The organism is Tateyamaria sp., from assembly GCF_039945315.1.
In the GTDB taxonomy this organism is placed as follows: Bacteria; Pseudomonadota; Alphaproteobacteria; order Rhodobacterales; family Rhodobacteraceae; genus Tateyamaria.
In genome coordinates this window covers 18,108-35,488 of the sequence record NZ_JBDUXB010000062.1, presented here as the reverse complement: position 1 = coordinate 35,488, position 17,381 = coordinate 18,108, and the positions used below count along the sequence as shown (strand labels likewise).

Below are 17,381 nucleotides of genomic sequence, written 5' to 3'. Positions count from 1 at the left end.
CCTTTAGCAAGTTCGGCACGTCGGTGGAACGCACCTATCTGTGCAAGGTAGGATAAAGCAGGACTTTGCCCATGCAAAGTAAAAGCGGCGTGGGGACTGGCCCTAGCTTGATGCCTTGGCCAGCGCCTGATCCAGATCGGCGATCAGATCATCCACATCCTCTGTTCCGATGGATACGCGGACCACTTCAGGCGCAGCCCCGGCGGCACGCTGCTGGTCTGCGGTCAGCTGGCGGTGGGTGGTGGAGGCCGAGTGGATAATGAGCGAGCGGGCATCGCCCAAGTTCGCCACGTGGCTGAAAATCTCAAGCGCGTTGACCAGTTTGATACACGCGTCGTAGCCCCCCTTTACCGCAAAGGTGAACAGCCCACCTGCACCGCGTGGACAGATCTTGGCCACTCGTTTGTAGTAGGGCGAGGATTTCAGACCTGCATAGGTCACGTATTCAACGCGTGGGTCCTTTTCGAGCCAGTTGGCGATCTTGACTGCGTTTTCGACATGTCGATCCATACGTAGTGACAAGGTTTCTGTCCCCATCAGCGTGTAGTGTGCGGCCTGCGGGTTCATTGTCATGCCCAGATCCCGCAAACCAATTGCGATCCCGTGGAAGGTGAAGGCAAGGGGGCCGAACGTTTCGTGGAATTTGAGCCCATGGTAGGCCTGTTCGGGTTGTGACAGAGCTGGGAATTTATCGTTGGCTGACCAGTCAAACTTGCCGGAATCTACGACGCAGCCTCCGGTGACTGTGCCGTTGCCCGTCAGGTATTTGGTTGTGGAATGAACTACCAGCGTCGCTCCGTGTTCGATGGGGCGGCACAGGTAGGGTGTGGCTGTTGTATTGTCTACGATCAGTGGAATTTCTGCACCGTCGGCAATTTTGGCAATCGCATCCAGATCTGTAATGTATCCGCCCGGGTTGGCAATCGCTTCGCAGAACACGGCGCGGGTGTTGTCATCGATGGCGGCCTTCACCGCGTCCAGATCGTCAAAGTCGACAAACGTGGCCTCCCACCCGAACCGTTTGATGGTGTGGCTGAACTGGGTGACGGTGCCACCGTAGAGACGAGTTGAGACGACCACGTTCTTGCCGGGTGACATCAGCGGATACAACGCCATGATTTGCGCCGCGTGTCCTGATGAACAACATACTCCGCCGACGCCTCCTTCTAGAGTGGCGATCCGTTCCTGCAGCACAGCGACCGTCGGGTTGGTCAGGCGGGAATAGATGTAGCCGACCTCTTGCAGGTTAAAGAGAGCTGCGGCGTGTTCTGCGTCACGAAACACGTACGCTGTGGTTTGATAGATCGGTGTCTGGCGTGCACCCGTGGCTGGGTCAGGCCGAGCGCCTGCGTGAATTTGAAGGGTGTCAAAACCGTATTTTGGGCCGTTGGTCATTTTTGAGGTTCCTTTGCCTTAAGGCGCTGTGGTTGCGCTATCGATAGGCAAAGGAGGGCCCGCGGGCAAGGCGATCCGGACTTTTTAGCACCTGCGCGATCACGGGTGGATGGTTAGGCTGCGCATCTTGCACAGACGCCAATGATCGGGATCAGGCGATCTTGGCCATAGAAAAGCTCGCTGGAACTTCGGGGAAAGCCAGTTCGGTGTATTCAATCATTTCGATCTTCGGAAGCTGCGCGGCAGCCGCATGAAAGAACACGTAGTGCACCTGGCTTGTTTTTAGGCACGTCCCGTCAGCGTCGTGGTGATCCCATTCCACCCAAACGTTGCTGTAGCCGTTGACGGGGAGACCGTTGGCCAGAATGCGCGGCACGAGTTGGGTGATACCGGCGTGCAGCGTGGCGTCGCGATACATCGTCAGGACCTCTTTGAACGTGCACGGTGCGCCAAAGACTTGCAGCGAGTCCCCGGCATAAAGCGGAATTGGAAAAACAAAGTGTTCGACGACCGCGTCAAGCCGGCCCCGCATGAAGTTTTGACTCAGGGTGCTCAAAAATCCGCAAGTGGCATCAGACATGTACCTGCTCCTTTTGTTGAAAATTTGACCAGATGGTCAATGGCTATGCCGTTACGCCCTATTTACGGACGTACCACCCCTTTTTTAGTGCAGCTTCAAAGTAACGTAGCGTCAGGAACTAGCGCATCCAGAAACCGTTGGATTTGATCCGATTCCGGATCGCTTGTTCCTTGCGGGGTAGATCATTTTGATCAAACAACGCGCGCACTTTTTCGCCACGCCCCTGAAAGACCATGCGCTTGATCGGATCGTACCCTTTAAGCACTTTTTTGATCTTGTTGGGGCTGCATACCTCCTGGAGTGTGTCTATGACCGTTTGGTTTTCCCGGGCATAAAGCATTGGGAGCAGACGGTAATGACAGCTCACCGGCCCGTCGAGATGTGCATGTACAGCGCTATTGCGTCCACCACCCAAGGCGTGGATCACAAGGGGCAGGGCCACTTGGTCAAGCCACGGATCCAATGACTGGCACACAAGCTCTGGCGGTGGAGTGTCACGAATGTGCAAAGCGTATGCGAGGAATTTTTCCCCGAATGCATGCGGACATGATCCGAAAAAGTAGCCTGCGTTGAAGTAGAGATAGCGTTTCCAGTACTCGTCAGGCTCGTTCAGGTCGAGACTGCTTTCAAAGTCTAGATCAAACGCATCATAGAGCGACTTCCAGATGTCAGTGTAGCCGGGCCCGTAGAGTTCCAGTTGCGGCCATGTGTCGGTGCGCCGCATCGATGCGCTGGGATAGTCAAAGTCGAAGGGCACGTCGTTGAGTTCACCCGTGATTAGGGTATCGCTGTCAAAAAACACAAACGGCTCGCCTTTGGGCAATGCCTGCAGCATCTCGATCTTGTTTCCGGGCGGGTAAGTATGGCCGAAATGCTTCGATTCAAAGGGGACTGTTTCGGCGCCTAGGTCAGCGAGGGCCGCCCGTACATCTGCGGTTCCGATCCGCGGATCCTTGGGCCATAACGAGCCGGGCTGGGGTTCTGCGATCAGCACGCGGCCTTTGAAATTGGGGCTTTTGGCGCGCAGCGAGGCAACAAACAACAGAGCTTCGTACTCCAGCCGCCCGGACTGCCCCACAAGGGCGATGTTAAAGAGCTGTTCCGCCTGTTTTGCGGGTTTGCGTGCCATTGTGCCTGCTTTGCATCTTTTTTCTTAGCACAACTATAGAAGGAAACTGCGTTCGATAAAGCACTGATCGTCACTCTGGCGGTCGGTTCAGCCGATCATAGAGTTTTTGCAATAAAGTAAGGATCAAAAACACTCCGATTGCCCACATCAGCAGTTCGAACGGGGCAAAGTCCGTGCCGCGCACCCATTGACCCAAGAGGCTGCCTTGGGGACGCAATTCTTCGATCCCGAACAGACCGCTGCGCGACCAGAGCGAGAGGGTCCAGAAGCGTGACAGATAAAAGAAGATAGCTGCGACCAAAGCGACGACGACCAGCCAGGTGATCCGCTTCATGGCGTCACCTCGATCGTGTCGACGTCAATTTCCCAGACCAGAAGATCACCGCGTTTGGTGATCTCGCCCTCAGCTGTGATGAATTGGGCCACGTGATCGTAGGCGGCACGGGGCAGGCGGGTGCCGTCCGGTCCCGTCACCAGCAAGAATTCTTCACCCAACACAGGCTGGGACGAGACGAAAATGGGCGGAACGTCTCCCAGCAAGCACAGGTTGGCGCAGGCCTTGTGGGCCAGACCGCGACCCGGGCGCATGGCCCCTGCGAGGCATTTGCCATCACAGATCTCGCCCGTCAGCTGCCAACGCCCTTGAGGTTCGGCCGGCACCTGGGGTGCATCGCCTTCGGCCGCTTTCAAACCGTTGCGCCCGCCGCGCAGTTGCAACATGTATAGGTCCCCGCGTTCCAGCACGACGCCAGACACCTCAGCCAGTTGCCCATTGAGCGGCATGGCGCGGCTGTCGACACCAGATTTACCCGCCGCCGTCATCAAAAAACTGTCGCCGGGTTTGATCCGGTCATTTCCTTCGGTCACATGGATCACCGGATAGGGGGTCATTTCCACGACGCCGGTCACTGTCTGTCGGCCATAATCGAAACGGAACGCACCGGGGCCGGGGTCGTCCTGCGCGGTGCCCATGAAGTAGCCCGCAGCCGCTAAACCGCCCATGACCATAAGGCAAATAGACAGCAAAAACACGCGCAGCGGGCCGGGCGCGGGCAGATAGCCGACAAAGAAGGGCCCGCCTTTCTCAGAGTCGTCGCTCATGCGGGTTCTCCTTGGGGCTGTTGGATTTCAGGCAGTGGTAGCGGATCGACATACGTGCCGGGAGGATTGGCATCCGGGTGCACCTCGACCATCCCGTTTTTTAGGCGCAATCGGTAGGTCGGCACCTTTTCGGTGAACGGCGCGGGCGAGCGGCCAGAGCGCACATCGTATTGAAACCCATGCCACGGGCAGGTGACGAGGCAATCGATCACCCGCCCTTCTCCCAGCGGGCCATTTTGGTGGGCGCAGGCGTTGGAGATGGCCGACAGTTGCCCTTCCATCAGGTAGACCGCCACGCGGTCCCCGTTGGGCAGGCGGGTGATTTTTGCGAACCCTTCTTTGAAGTCATCCGGCACCGCCACTTCGATCCATGCCCCATCCTTGCCCCCGGCGTCACTGCTCTCGAACCACCACGCGGCGAGATGCAACACGATGACCGCTCCGGCTCCGCCGATAAACAGTACCGTAAAGATGTGGTTCTGCTGGTCTTGCAGGATGCCAAGGCTGATGTGTGCCGCGACCGAAAAATAGGCTGCATAGATCAGGTAGTGGAGGCGCTTCCATACAGGTGGTGTCAGGAACTTGAGCCAGAAGTCATGGCTGGTGGTGGCAAGGATCAGCAAGCAGAACAGTGCAAATATCCCAAAGACTTCAAAGGGAAAGCCTGCAACCTGCCCAAAACTGACATTGGCATAGAGGAGACCGACATACTTGTCCGCACTGGAAAAGGCGAAGTACCAGTTCAGGATGTAACCGGCATGGGTGAGGGCCACAAAGGCGGTCATGACTCCGAAATGGCGGCGGTTGTAAAGTAGTGGCAGAAATCGCTTGTCCAGCCGCGCGGCGGGGCCAATACAAAGGATGATCGTAAGCATCACAAATGCGCAGGCCCCAAAGGCGCGGGCGTTGTGGATCTGTGGGTTGATGGCCCGTTCATGGGACAGCACTTGCGGCGTGACATAGAGAAAGATCCACAGGAATGCGGCCACGCCGGCCAGCATCACTCCGTCATAAATCCATTTGTTTCGGTTCCACTGAACGGGAGTGTACTTGACGCTCATTGATCCGCTCCGGTGCTCAGTTGCACAGGCACAGCGTCTGCGGGCCAAGTTTGGCGCACCGAAAGCCCCATCGCGACAACAACAATGATCCCAATGCTCATGGCGATGACTGCGGCACCGTACCACCCGCGGACAGCTTGGTAACGGGCGGCCCACGGGGCGGTCTCGGTCTCGATCTGCCACCAGCGCCACAGCACAAGGGGCCAGATCAACATGACCCCGGGGATCAGCAGAGGGCGGAAAACGTAGGCGCCGCGCGCGTCTTCGTCGATGCGGTCCATGCCGATGGTCAGAAACACGGTTGCAACAATCGCGCCGATGAGGCCCCATGTTTGCATCCCCATAACGAGGGCTTGTGCAATATCCATGATGCGCCTTCTGTTCGTCCCGATGTTATCCGACCCTACAAAGGGGCTGGCGCAGACCCAAGGACAAAGTGCCCAATTTCCGTGACCGGGCGAAATTGTGATCAAGAGCGGTGTTCGGCGACCGGAGTCGAATCCCTCAGGGATTCCATGTGGTCGGAATTCCCGAGAAAAGTTTGCGGTTTTTCAGTGCGTCGATGTAGGCTTCCATATCGTGGTTCAGCCCGGCCTTTGGCCGTTTGTGACGCAGGATGCGGGTCTGGCCTACCCGGTGAAACGCGTTGGGCAAATAGCAGACGATATCATCTTTGCGACAAATCGACAGCGACAGGTTGCTTAGCTCGACTGCACCCTGGGATTTGCGTGGGCGTGGAGCGGCAAAGCCGATCGCAGGGGCTGCCCATGTCTTTGACAAAATCTGTGCCGCTGCCGCCCCAAGAGAATGCCCGATAATCATTTCGGGCCAATCGTTGGCGTCTGGTCCAACCCATTCGTGGATTTTCTTTGCGTGCGACAGAAATCCTTGATGCCAGAATGTGCGAGAAAACCCAAGTCGAGTTCCGGTCTCGACATCCTGTTTCTTGGCCTCTTCCCGGAAACTCAGCCGTCGCCTGCCAACCCCCCAGAGGCGCAAATTGAAACGCAAGTAGTCGTTCAGCCCATTGCTGCCCGGTATCAACAGACAGTTGTTGCTCAGCATGTATGCTTCGACGCCTTTTACTGTACACCGCTTGGCCACATAGACATCAAATTCGCTGTTCAGTTTCATATCCCCTGCTGTCGGTCTGAGGGGGTCGAGATGGTAAGCCGTATCGATCATGTGTGCGGCGGTCATGATCGACAACCCTGCAGCAGCACTCGTGTCAAAAAGGGCGCGGTACGTCTTGTTGCCAACAATCCCGTCAGCGACTAGCCCGTACTTTCGCTGAAACGCGCGGACGGCCTCGATGGTTTTGCCGCCACGAACTCCATCAACGGGTCCAGGTGCAAATCCGCGCCTTTTCAGTTCACGCTGAATTTTCGCCCAGTTCTTTGTTGCCACGTGAGATAGCCTCGGTTTGCAGATCGGATGTGGATCACACTAGGAAGGGTCCTGACGTAACGCAACGTATGGGTGCAAAGTCTTCTTTTGCAGAGGTTGTTGCTGATCTTCTCAAGTGGATGGAACCATCGCCTAAGAACTTGCGCCACATCGCAAAAATCGTCAGTCTGCAGAGTATTGATACAGCCAAACGCGCTTTGGCACCGGGGGTATGAAATGCAACGCAGTCTGGCTGCCGTTCTTGTCGCGGATGTGGCAGGCTATTCTGAATTGATGGGTGATAACGCTGAGGCGACGCTGAATGCGCTCAAGCGCCTGCGCTCCGAGATATTTCGCCCCGCCGTTGCTTCGCGCCATGGCCGCGTTGTCAAAAGCATGGGCGACGGATGGATCGTATTGTTTTCGGCCGCCGCCGACGCGGCGACCTGCGCGTTGCAGATTCAGGATTTGCTGGCCACTGATCCTACCCATGATGATCCCAAAATGCGCCTGCGCCTTGGCCTGCATGTGGGCGACGTTATCGAAGATGAGGAGGATGTGTTTGGCGATGGAGTGAACGTGGCCGCCCGACTGGAAGAGATCGCCCGGCCCGGCACAATCGCAATTTCCGATGCTGTGTTTGGCAGTCTGGATGGTACGTTGCGCCCGTCTTTTGATGACGCTGGCGAACGGATGCTCAAGAACATTTCCAAGCCTGTACGGGTGTGGACGGGCGGGCAGGCGCCTGAAGCGTCTTTTGCCGTTCAAACCTCTGTGGATCGCCCGCATGTGGCTATCTTGCCGGTCCAGACATCGGATCCTCGCACCGATGTGATCGAGCTTGCAGATGCCATGACGGGCGATGTGCTGACCTATCTGGGGGCCACGCATTGGCTGTCTGTCACCAGTGGGGCGGTACGCGGTCAGGCCTATACGCTCACCTCGCGCCTCCGGGCCAGTGGAACACGCTTGCGCCTTGAGGTCCGCCTCGTTGGACCAACCGGCACTGAATTGTGGGCCACTAAAATCGACGGCGATATGGATGATGCGTTTGATTGGCAGGATACGTCCACTGAAACGCTGGTGAGTCACGTTCTGGCGGCAGTATTCGACGCTGAACGCCGTGTCCTGGACAAGCTGACGCTGGAGGAGATGAACTCCAACCAGTGTGAGCTGCGTGGGCAACTGGCGTTGGATCGTCTGGACCCGAACGCCTTTGACGAAGCGTTGGCCTATTCCAGTGCGGCCATTGAAAAGGACCCACAGTCGCCCGAAGCGCTTGCCCTTGCGCTGGTCTCCTATTTGTCGGCGGCGGTCATGGGGTATCATGCCGTCACCGAACCCTACGCCCGGTCGGTCCCGAAATGGTGCGCTGCGGCGATTCCGCTTGCGCCCGATCACACTCATTTGCATCTCGTGCTGGGCGTGACCGCCTATGCCGAGGCCCGCGACCCTGTGACCTTGCGCAAGATCATCGAAAAGGCGTTGCGCCAGGCCTCTTCAGATTACCTGACCCTTACGTTGTCGGGATGGGCCTATGTCTGGATTGGTGATCAAGGGGCAGGGGCCGAATGCCTGTCCAAGGCGTGGACGCTTGGGCGGCAAAGCCCGTGGGCACTGGCGATTAAGGGTGGATTGGCCTTTGCTCTGCTTCAGACGGGTGATGATGCGGCGGCGATTGCCCATGCCCGCGAAGGGCTGGAGACAAGTGCGGACTATGCGACGTTGCACCGTATTCTGGCCGCGGCGCACGCGCATCTTGGGGACATGAGCGCGGCGAGTGAGGCATTGGCCGCTGCTCTGGCTGCTGATCCGCAGGATTCGATCCGCGTGATCCGCGCCCGTAATCTGTTCGCCGATCATGATTATGACAATCGGTATCTGGATGGGCTACGGCTGGCCGGAATGCCCGAATAGGGCGGTTCAATTGATGTCGGGTTCGGGGACCGGCGCGCCAAACCCGGTTTCGAGATAGTCAAAGTCGCATCCTTTGTCTGCCTGCTGAATGTGGCGGGCAAACATCCACCCATAGCCACGCTGGTAGCGTGGTTCGGGTGCGACCCACGCCGCGCGGCGTTCAGCGAGCTCTGTGTCGGACAGCTGCACGTTAAGCGACCGGCCCGGCACATCCACTTCAATGATATCCCCGGTTTTGATCAGTGCGAGGGGGCCGCCCACGTACGCCTCGGGTGCCACATGCAGGATGCACGCGCCGTAAGATGTGCCCGACATTCGCGCATCTGACAGTCGCACCATATCCCGCAGGCCCAGCTTCAGTAGTGCCTTGGGCATCGGGATCATGCCCCATTCTGGCATGCCCGGCCCCCCTTGTGGGCCTGAATTGCGCAGCACCAGAACGCTGTCTGGCGTCATGGGGTAGTCTTCGTCGTTGATGATCTCTTTAAGTGCGTCGTAACTGTCGGCGACGATGGCGGGGCCTTTGTGAGTCTGGAATTTGGGGTCCATGGCCGCCGGTTTGATCACCGCTCCGTCGGGGGCAAGATTGCCGCGCAGCACGGCAAGGGACCCTTCGGAATAGACGGGGTTCGAGAGAGGGCGGATGACGTCAGTGTTGAAGTTACGCGCGCTTGCGATGTCCTCGCCAAGCGTCTGGCCTGTCACCGTGGCTGCGCTCAAATCCAGTTTGTCTCCCAACTCCTGCATCAAGGCAGGCAGTCCGCCCGCATAGAAAAAGTCTTCCATCAGGTACTCGGTACCGGAGGGTCGGATATTGGCGATTACGGGTGTGGTACGTCCAACGGCATCAATGTCGTCGAGGTTCAGGTCAACGCCTGCGCGACGCGCCATGGCGATGAGGTGGATGATCGCATTGGTGGAACAGCCCGTGGCCATCGCCACCGTGACCGCGTTGCGGGTTGCGGCAGGGGTGATGATCTTGTTTGGGGTCAGGTCCTCCCACACCATGTCGACGATGCGTCGCCCGCAGGCTGCCGCCATACGTTTGTGCCCAGCATCCGGGGCCGGGATCGACGAGGCCCCCGGCAGGCACAACCCGAACCCTTCGGCAATCGACATCATGGTGGAAGCAGTGCCCATGGTCATGCAGGTGCCATACGAGCGTGCGATGCCACCCTGTACGCCTTCCCATTCGGCGGCACCTATGTTGCCTGCACGCCGCTCATCCCAGTATTTCCAGACATCCGTGCCCGAGCCGAGTTTTTGCCCCGCATAATTGCCGCGCAGCATTGCCCCTGCTGGCATGAAGATCATCGGCAGGCCCATGGACACAGCGCCCATCACCAGTGCCGGGGTGGACTTGTCACAGCCGCCCATCAGGACGACGCCGTCGACGGGGTGGCTGCGCAGCGTTTCTTCGACCTCGATCGCACCGAGGTTGCGATAGAGCATTGAGGTCGGTTTCAGAAACTGTTCGGCAAAGTCATGCACAGGCAGTTCGGCGGGCGTGCCTCCGGCTTGCAAGATGCCACGTTTCACCCATTCGGCGCGGTCGCGCAGATGGTGGTGGCAGGGCGATAGATCAGACCATGTGTTGATGATCGCGATCACGGGTTTGCCGTCCCAATCCTCGCCAGTCCAACCCATTTGGGCCGCTCGACTGCGATGGCCCATCGAGCGCAGGTCGTCAGGCGCAAACCAGCGGGCGGAGCGAAGGTCTTTGGGGTCTTTGGTCATGCGAGACTGGGTCCGGATTAGGGCAGGGATCACGGCCGAGCCTAGCACTGCAATCCAAACCGCACCACTGGTGCGTACTCAGGCGTTGCGGCGCGCTTTCCGTGTCGCCGTCAGCTTCATGTTGGGAGAGGCAAGTCGGTCTTCGGGCCCGCACCAAGCATAGGCCAGCAGGCACGGGTCGCGGTCGCCTGTGGTGATGCGGTGTTCATCCCCCGACCGGTTCAGAATGAGAGAACCGGGTGCAAAGACGGCTGCATTGTTCTCTGACCATGCGCCGGCAACCGAGATATAGCTTTCTTCAATGTCGAGGTGGGAGTGCTGGGGATAGGTTGTATTTGGGGCAAAGAACACGAAGCCAAGGATCAGCGTGTCGCATTGCACCGGTCCTTTGGGTCCAAGCACTTCGCAATAAGCGTATTTCTGGGCAAGTGCTTTGGACAGTTTTTCGTAGCCGTATTCCCATGTCAGCGCATCGCGTACCTCGCGCAAGGCGCGCGCCATTCCCTGCATCGCGCCCCGTTCGCCCAGATCAAGGGCACGTGGAAAGTGGGCGATTACCGGTTTGCTGACGCCGCCGGTTTGTAGGACGTCTGGGTTTTTAGCCATTGCAGCCGACAATCGGTCACGCACGCGTTTGCGGTGGCCTCGAATGGCTGGGCTGCCCCCGGCAGAGCCATACCGGTACAGCGCGTCAAACTCGCGTAGCAGATAGAGCCAGTTGGGAGAGTCCATCAGGCGCGCTGTTGCCATGGGCGTGTTCATGTCGGTCATTGCGCGATCTCCCGCGGAAAGTCAGAAGCCTGTTGTTGACGGGTAGCTTGGGGGGTGGAGCCGCGCAATAGGATCGTATCCTGCCTGCCCGGCTGGCAAGGGAACCGACAGCGTTTGCCCATTTCCTTACCACCGAAGATCAAGGCCTGTGCTGTTTATCCCTGCAGCGCCTTCACACTTACCTCACCTTGCGCCTGTTCGCGGATGGCCAATGCGGCAGCATAGGACCCGGCGGCTGTCGTGAAGTATGGGATTTTGTCATAAAGCGCGATGGAGCGGATGGATTTGGAATCCTCGACGGCCTGTGCCCCTTCGGTCGTGTTCAGAACTAGCTGAATACGCCCATCCTTCATCATGTCGGTGACGTCTGGCCGTCCCTCATAGACTTTGTTGACAGTGCCGCAGGGCACGCCTTGGCCTTCGTACCACGCGGCGGTCCCGCGCGTTGCCACGAGGGTAAAGCCGAGCCCGGTCAGGATCTGTGCTGCTTCCAGCATGTCCGGAGTCTTGTCCGCGTCCTTGATCGAGATAAAGGCACAGCCCGCGCCCGGCAGCACCATGCCTGCGCCCATCTGAGCCTTGAGGAAGGCGCGCGCGAAGGTGCGGTCCCAGCCCATGACTTCGCCAGTTGAGCGCATTTCGGGCCCGAGGATTGTGTCCACGCCAGGGAAGCGGGCAAAGGGCAGGACAGCCTCTTTCACCGAGAACCATGGCATGTCGGGATTGGCGAGCGTCATCGGATCGCCCAGAGGCAGCACGGCTTCGTAGTTGGCGGAGGCGTCGTAGGGCGCGCGCAGTGGGAAGTTGGACAGCGGCTCACCGGCCATGATCCGCGCAGCGATCGAGGCGATGGCAGAGTCCGTCGCCTTGGCCACAAACGGCACGGTGCGCGAGGCGCGTGGGTTCACTTCGATGAGGTAAATATCATCGCCTTGAACCGCGAATTGAATGTTCATCAACCCGACCACATTGAGAGCGCGGGCAAGGGCGTGCGTTTGGACTTCGACCTCTGCGATCACCTCTTTGGACAGAGAATAGGGTGGCAGGGAGCAGGCGCTATCACCCGAGTGCACACCTGCTTCTTCAATGTGCTGCATGATACCTGCGACGTGGACGTCGGAGCCATCACAGAGCGCATCCACATCCAGTTCTACGGCCCCGGCGAGGTAGCTGTCGAGAAGGACGGGGCTGTCACCAGAGACCACGACGGCCTCGGAGATGTAGCGTTCAAGGCTGGCCTGATCCCGCACGATTTCCATCGCGCGCCCACCCAAAACGTAAGAGGGGCGAATGACCAGTGGAAATCCGATTTTTCCTGCGATCTCAAGCGCTTCTTCGTCGGAATGTGCGATGCCGTTGTTGGGTTGTTTGAGGCCAAGGTCTTGCACAAGCTTTTGGAACCGCTCGCGGTCTTCGGCGAGATCAATGGCGTCTGGTGTGGTGCCGAGGATGGGAATGCTAGCCTCTTGCAGCGCATTGGCAAGCTTCAGCGGGGTCTGCCCGCCGAACTGCACTATGACGCCGTGCAACGTGCCCTGTTCCTGCTCTTTGGCCAGGATCTCCATCACATGTTCAAAGGTCAGTGGTTCGAAATAGAGCCGGTCCGAGGTGTCGTAATCCGTGCTCACCGTCTCCGGGTTGCAGTTGATCATGATCGTCTCGTAACCCGCATCGGTCAATGCGAAGCAAGCGTGGCAGCAGCAGTAGTCGAACTCGATCCCTTGCCCGATCCGGTTGGGACCGCCGCCCAAGATCACGACTTTCTTTTTGTCGGATGGGCGCGCCTCGCATTCCACCGTGCCAAAGACCGGGGTTTCGTAGGTGGAGTACATGTAGGGCGTTTGCGCCTCGAACTCGGCAGCACAAGTGTCGATCCGTTTGAAGACGGCGGTGACACCGCGATCATGGCGCAAGGCGCGGACAGCTTTTTCGGATGTTCCGGTCAGGGTAGCGAGGCGTGCATCGCTAAAGCCCATCATCTTGAGCGCGCGCAGACCGGCGGCGTCGGCGGGTAGCCCTTGCGCGCGGATGTCTGTTTCGGTGTCCACAATCTCGCGAATGCGGGCGAGGAACCACGGATCAAACATCGTGACCCCGTGAATCTCGTCATCAGACAGTCCGTGGCGCATGGCCTGAGCAATCAGGCGCAGACGGTCCGGTGTTTGAGCCGCGATAGACTTTACAATGGCGGCGTTATCGGGTGCGCCGGGGATGTCGATGTCGTCCAATCCGGTAAGGCCGGATTCCATGGATGCCATCGCCTTTTGCAAGGATTCGTGGAAGGTACGGCCGACGGCCATGACTTCGCCCACGGATTTCATCGCGGTGGTCAGTGTCGCCTCCGAGCCCGGGAATTTTTCGAATGCGAATTTCGGGATCTTGGTGACGACATAGTCGATTGTCGGCTCAAATGATGCAGGCGTCACCTTGGTGATGTCATTGTCGAGCTCATCAAGCGTGTAACCCACCGCAAGCTTGGCGGCGATCTTGGCAATGGGGAAGCCTGTCGCCTTGGACGCCAAAGCGGAGGACCGCGAAACGCGTGGGTTCATCTCGATAACGACCATGCGCCCGTCAACCGGGTTGATGGCCCACTGCACATTCGAGCCACCCGTTTCCACGCCAATCTCGCGCAGGACAGCGATCGAGTGATTGCGCATGATCTGGTATTCTTTGTCGGTCAGCGTCAGAGCCGGCGCCACGGTGATGCTGTCGCCGGTGTGCACACCCATTGGGTCGACGTTTTCAATGGAGCAGACGATGATGGCGTTGTCAGCGGTGTCGCGCACCACCTCCATCTCGTATTCTTTCCAACCCAGCAGGCTTTCGTCCACAAGGATCTGGCCGACCGGCGAGGCATCCATGCCAGAACGACATATGGCCATGTAGTCGTCGCGGTTATATGCGACGCCGCCGCCTGTGCCACCAAGAGTGAAGGCGGGACGAATGATGGCAGGCAAACCGATATCTTCGAGGGTTTCCAGCGCAATGGAGACCCCTGAATCGAGGTCTTTCTTGCCGTCAGGGTTTTTCGGGGCCGTTACGATGGTTGCGCGCGGGTTTTCTATGCCCAGACGGTCCATCGCCTCACGAAACAGTTTGCGGTCTTCGGCCATCTCGATGGCGGCGCGCTTGGCCCCGATCATCTCGACGCCATACTTGTCGAGCACGCCCATCTCTTCGAGCGCCAATGATGTGTTCAGACCTGTTTGACCGCCCATCGTCGGGAGCAGCGCATCGGGGCGCTCCTTTTCAATGATCTTGGCCACCACCTCGGGGGTGATGGGTTCGATATAGGTGGCATCAGCCAGCCCGGGGTCGGTCATTATGGTGGCGGGGTTCGAATTCACCAGGATGACGCGATAGCCTTCTTCGCGTAGCGCCTTGCAGGCCTGAGCACCAGAGTAGTCGAACTCGCACGCCTGACCGATAACAATGGGACCCGCGCCGATGATCATGATCGACTTTATGTCGGTACGCTTTGGCATCTGGGCCCCCCGGTTTGTGACATGCCTTTTGCGGCAAGCCGCGCAGGCAAATTTGCTGCGTTATAGGCATGGTGCAGGCAGGTGCAAGGGGGGGCGGGCGCATTCGCGCTTTGCCGGACCATATCAAGTCCTGAACAAACAAAAAGGGGGCCGAGGGCCCCTCATTTTCAGTCGCTGTTAAAGTTTGCCAGTGACGGGCTTAGCGCCCAATCAGGCGGGACAAAAGCGAAGGGGACTTTTCCGGCGCCAGTGCGACGCGTTCTTCTGCGGGCGCAGGTTCAGGCGCGGTTTTCACAGGCATCGGCTTGGGCCTGGCTGTGGTGACAGTGCCACTCATGTGTGGTGGGCGTTGAACGCCGCCTTTTTCAGCAGCGCTTGCGGCTGTGACCGCACCGGGCATTGGGCGGGGCGGCATCGTGACTGCTTCACTTGCCGATTCGAAATTGGCGGCATCCAAAAGGTGCTCTTGTCCTTGCTCGGCAAGGATCTCACGGACCGAGCGCATCATGCGGGTTGTACGCTCGCTGGCGTCTTCGCTGCGCAGTTCCTGACGTTGACCGTATTCCATGTTTATCAGCCTCTATTCTGGACCGGTTCCGGAGGAGAGCCGGACCGTTGAATCGACGATGGCTGCGAAACAAGGCAATTCTGTGGTCAAATCGGGGTTTCTGCGTGCCCCTTACAGCAAAAGCCTCAATGATCGGCCATTTCCCGCTCAGGTAGTTTCGCGATCGGTGCTGCCGTTTTGCCATAAAGATAGTCTCGCGTCAGCGGGACAGCATCGCGCCTGTGGGCGAGTTGCAAGTGATAAACCGCCTGCATCTGATGCTCGAATGCGAGGATACAAACTGTCAGATAGTAGTGGAACATGCGGATAAACCGTTCGCCATACATCTCTCTTATCCGTGGCAGGTTGACGTCAAAGCGGTCGCGCCAGTGTCGGATGGTCTTTGCATAATGCAAGCGCCAGATTTCGATGTCCGTCTGCCACAGGCCAGAGGTTTCGAGCGCGGGGGCCAATTCGGACATGGACGGGACGTAGCCGCCGGGGAAGATGTATTTGTTGATCCAGCTTGAATGTGCCATCGGCGGGGCAGAGCGCCCGATGGTGTGGATCAGAGCCACACCGTCTTTGTGCAGCAGTTCGGCTACCTTTCCAAAATAGGTGCCGAAGTTGGGGACTCCGACATGCTCCAACATGCCCACAGACACGATGCGATCAAAGGTTCCCGTCGTATAACGGTAGTCTTGGAGCTTAAAACGAATGCGTTTGGACAGGCCTGCGGTCTCGGCCCGCTGTTCAGCCGTCGCAAGTTGGTTTTCACTGAGGGTGATACCGGTGACCTCGCAGCCGTAATCGCGCGCAAGCGTCAGGGCCATGCCCCCCCAGCCACAGCCGATATCCAGCACCCGCATTCCCGGTTCTAGGCACAGCTTGCCGGCAATATGTGCTTTCTTTGCGACTTGTGCCTGTTCCAATGTCATGGCGTCATCGCGGAAATAGGCGCAGGAATATTGCATGTCCTCGTCCAGAAACAGTCGATAGAGGTCATCCGATATATCATAGTGATGCGCCACATTGCGCCGCGCAGCACGTGGTGCATTGCGTTGGATAAAACGGCGGGCATGGAACCGGGCCCGGTTTGCCATCAACAGCCATGGCGGCATGCGTCCTTTGAAACGGTTGCGGATGATCACCGTCAAAAGTTGGTCCAAGGTGCAGTTTCGAGGGGTGACCTGACCGTCCATGTACCCTTCACCCAAGCCGAGGTCGGGATTGAGGATGATGTCGCGAACCGTGTTCGTGTCAGCGATCGCCAGATGCGCGAACTCACCCGTGTCCGGTCCATAGTCGCGCGTTGTGCCATCGGGGTAGGTGATCGACAGGCGATCTTCGACCATCATTCCGGTCAGGAACCGGTCCAGTAGTTTTTCCCACATGACGCACCCCCTTTTAACTTGGTCTTACCCAGCAAAAGTGGAGTTTTAGGGGTGTTTACGTCAAGTCTCAGACAGTCTCGGCGTCCAGATAAGCCCTCACATTGGCTTCAAATGCCCGTGGATTGTCCGCATGCAGCCAGTGCCCGGCACCCGGGATCTTGGCGAAACGGGCGTTGGGAAACAGTGTCTGGATGGTCGAGCGGTCACTGCGTTTGACATAATCCGAAGTCCCGCCCGACAGAAACAGGGTGGGGCCGGGATAAGTGCTGGTCAGCGCGGGGAAGTCGATGATGGCGGCCATATTGTCAGCAAGCGCGTCGAGGTTCAGCCTCCAGCGCTTTTCGCTGACGTCCAATGACTGGGTAAGAAAGCTGGTCAGGGCGTTTTCAACACCGAGGGCCGCGAGTTGCGCGTTTGCATCGGATCGGCGGGTGACCACAGACAGGTCCACAGCCTGCATCGCGGTGATGAACTGCATCTGAGTGTGGGTGTATCCGACCGGAGCAATGTCGCCGATTACAAGTCGGCGCAGGGTGTCGGGGCGAGTGTGCGCCAGCATCATCGCGGCTTTCCCACCCATGGAATGACCCACGACATCTATCGGGCCACCAATGGAATCAATCACTTGGGCAAGGTCGCCAGCGAGCGCAGCGTAGCTGTTGTCATCGTCCCAGAAGCTGAACCCATGGTTGCGCATGTCGACTGCGAAAACAGTGCGGGTGTCAGACAGGCGTTTGGCAATCACGCCCCAATTGCGCCCGGACCCGTAAAGGCCGTGGGCGATCAATAGCGGCGTTCCGGGCCCGCGCCCGTGGGTGGTATAGGCAAGCATGGCGGGTGCTTAGCCCGGATTGGGGTGGTGGACCAGAGGGATT

The 17,381-nt window shown here is 58.5% G+C and carries 15 protein-coding genes; 1 reads left to right on the top strand and 14 read right to left on the bottom strand.

The genetic code is table 11. The features are described 5' to 3' along the window. Positions 1–102: 102 nt before the first annotated feature. From ABJD00_RS20630 to ABJD00_RS20595, 8 genes are all read right to left on the bottom strand, one after another. On the bottom strand, positions 103–1,395 hold the full coding sequence (locus ABJD00_RS20630) for an O-acetylhomoserine aminocarboxypropyltransferase/cysteine synthase family protein (RefSeq protein ID WP_413830702.1): 1,293 nt from the start codon (positions 1,393–1,395) through the stop codon (positions 103–105). A 151-nt stretch (positions 1,396–1,546) separates the two neighbouring features. Further along, entirely contained in the window at positions 1,547–1,975 is a 429-nt protein-coding gene (locus ABJD00_RS20625; RefSeq protein ID WP_413830700.1) for a hypothetical protein, read from the bottom strand. A gap of 118 nt (positions 1,976–2,093) precedes the next feature. Next, positions 2,094–3,104, bottom strand: coding sequence for a hypothetical protein (locus ABJD00_RS20620; RefSeq protein WP_413830698.1), 1,011 nt, complete (start codon positions 3,102–3,104; stop codon positions 2,094–2,096). Between the two features lie 70 nt (positions 3,105–3,174). Further along, positions 3,175–3,438 (bottom strand): hypothetical protein, encoded by a 264-nt coding sequence (locus tag ABJD00_RS20615; RefSeq protein WP_413830696.1) that lies wholly within the window; start codon positions 3,436–3,438, stop codon positions 3,175–3,177. Beyond that, entirely contained in the window at positions 3,435–4,205 is a 771-nt protein-coding gene (locus tag ABJD00_RS20610) for a hypothetical protein (RefSeq protein WP_413830694.1), read from the bottom strand. The genes ABJD00_RS20615 and ABJD00_RS20610 overlap by 4 nt, the downstream gene beginning before the upstream one ends. After that, positions 4,202–5,266 (bottom strand): Rieske 2Fe-2S domain-containing protein, encoded by a 1,065-nt coding sequence (locus ABJD00_RS20605; protein ID WP_413830692.1) that lies wholly within the window; start codon positions 5,264–5,266, stop codon positions 4,202–4,204. Before ABJD00_RS20605 ends, ABJD00_RS20610 begins: the two co-directional genes overlap by 4 nt. Beyond that, entirely contained in the window at positions 5,263–5,634 is a 372-nt protein-coding gene (locus ABJD00_RS20600; protein ID WP_413830690.1) for a hypothetical protein, read from the bottom strand. The genes ABJD00_RS20605 and ABJD00_RS20600 overlap by 4 nt, the downstream gene beginning before the upstream one ends. Before the next feature lie 136 nt (positions 5,635–5,770). Next, positions 5,771–6,673, bottom strand: a complete 903-nt coding sequence (locus tag ABJD00_RS20595) for a peptidoglycan-binding protein (RefSeq protein ID WP_413830688.1) — start codon at positions 6,671–6,673, stop codon at positions 5,771–5,773. 216 nt (positions 6,674–6,889) lie between these two features. Between ABJD00_RS20595 and ABJD00_RS20590 the strand changes: the two genes are divergently transcribed. Beyond that, on the top strand, positions 6,890–8,569 hold the full coding sequence (locus tag ABJD00_RS20590; RefSeq protein ID WP_413830684.1) for an adenylate/guanylate cyclase domain-containing protein: 1,680 nt from the start codon (positions 6,890–6,892) through the stop codon (positions 8,567–8,569). Between the two features lie 6 nt (positions 8,570–8,575). Here ABJD00_RS20590 and araD read toward each other — a convergent pair whose 3' ends face one another. The 6 genes from araD to ABJD00_RS20560 all read right to left on the bottom strand — a co-directional run bounded on the left by araD (position 8,576) and on the right by ABJD00_RS20560 (position 17,338). Beyond that, positions 8,576–10,306: an L-arabinonate dehydratase gene (gene araD, locus ABJD00_RS20585; protein WP_413830682.1), complete on the bottom strand. Its 1,731-nt coding sequence runs from the start codon at positions 10,304–10,306 to the stop codon at positions 8,576–8,578. A 78-nt stretch (positions 10,307–10,384) separates the two neighbouring features. Beyond that, complete coding sequence (locus ABJD00_RS20580; RefSeq protein WP_413830680.1) at positions 10,385–11,077, bottom strand: dimethylsulfonioproprionate lyase family protein; 693 nt, start codon at positions 11,075–11,077, stop codon at positions 10,385–10,387. Positions 11,078–11,232: 155 nt separating this feature from the next. After that, positions 11,233–14,565, bottom strand: a complete 3,333-nt coding sequence (gene carB / locus ABJD00_RS20575; RefSeq protein WP_413830678.1) for a carbamoyl-phosphate synthase large subunit — start codon at positions 14,563–14,565, stop codon at positions 11,233–11,235. 199 nt (positions 14,566–14,764) lie between these two features. Beyond that, entirely contained in the window at positions 14,765–15,133 is a 369-nt protein-coding gene (locus tag ABJD00_RS20570; protein WP_413830676.1) for a hypothetical protein, read from the bottom strand. 125 nt (positions 15,134–15,258) lie between these two features. Continuing rightward, positions 15,259–16,506: a class I SAM-dependent methyltransferase gene (locus ABJD00_RS20565; protein WP_413830674.1), complete on the bottom strand. Its 1,248-nt coding sequence runs from the start codon at positions 16,504–16,506 to the stop codon at positions 15,259–15,261. Between the two features lie 67 nt (positions 16,507–16,573). Continuing rightward, positions 16,574–17,338 carry an alpha/beta fold hydrolase gene (locus tag ABJD00_RS20560; protein ID WP_413830672.1) on the bottom strand — a complete coding sequence of 255 codons (765 nt, stop codon included), beginning with the start codon at positions 17,336–17,338 and terminating at the stop codon, positions 16,574–16,576. Between the last annotated feature and the right edge of the window lie 43 nt (positions 17,339–17,381).

Coding starts and splice junctions, on each gene's coding strand:
- ABJD00_RS20625 (WP_413830700.1), bottom strand. CDS start 1,975: ATGTCTGATGCCACTTGCGGATTTTTGAGCACCCTGAGTCAAAACTTC.
- ABJD00_RS20600 (WP_413830690.1), bottom strand. CDS start 5,634: ATGGATATTGCACAAGCCCTCGTTATGGGGATGCAAACATGGGGCCTC.
- carB (WP_413830678.1), bottom strand. CDS start 14,565: ATGCCAAAGCGTACCGACATAAAGTCGATCATGATCATCGGCGCGGGT.
- ABJD00_RS20605 (WP_413830692.1), bottom strand. CDS start 5,266: ATGAGCGTCAAGTACACTCCCGTTCAGTGGAACCGAAACAAATGGATT.
- araD (WP_413830682.1), bottom strand. CDS start 10,306: ATGACCAAAGACCCCAAAGACCTTCGCTCCGCCCGCTGGTTTGCGCCT.
- ABJD00_RS20590 (WP_413830684.1), top strand. CDS start 6,890: ATGCAACGCAGTCTGGCTGCCGTTCTTGTCGCGGATGTGGCAGGCTAT.
- ABJD00_RS20615 (WP_413830696.1), bottom strand. CDS start 3,438: ATGAAGCGGATCACCTGGCTGGTCGTCGTCGCTTTGGTCGCAGCTATC.
- ABJD00_RS20630 (WP_413830702.1), bottom strand. CDS start 1,395: ATGACCAACGGCCCAAAATACGGTTTTGACACCCTTCAAATTCACGCA.
- ABJD00_RS20570 (WP_413830676.1), bottom strand. CDS start 15,133: ATGGAATACGGTCAACGTCAGGAACTGCGCAGCGAAGACGCCAGCGAG.
- ABJD00_RS20580 (WP_413830680.1), bottom strand. CDS start 11,077: ATGACCGACATGAACACGCCCATGGCAACAGCGCGCCTGATGGACTCT.
- ABJD00_RS20610 (WP_413830694.1), bottom strand. CDS start 4,205: ATGAGCGACGACTCTGAGAAAGGCGGGCCCTTCTTTGTCGGCTATCTG.
- ABJD00_RS20560 (WP_413830672.1), bottom strand. CDS start 17,338: ATGCTTGCCTATACCACCCACGGGCGCGGGCCCGGAACGCCGCTATTG.
- ABJD00_RS20565 (WP_413830674.1), bottom strand. CDS start 16,506: ATGTGGGAAAAACTACTGGACCGGTTCCTGACCGGAATGATGGTCGAA.
- ABJD00_RS20620 (WP_413830698.1), bottom strand. CDS start 3,104: ATGGCACGCAAACCCGCAAAACAGGCGGAACAGCTCTTTAACATCGCC.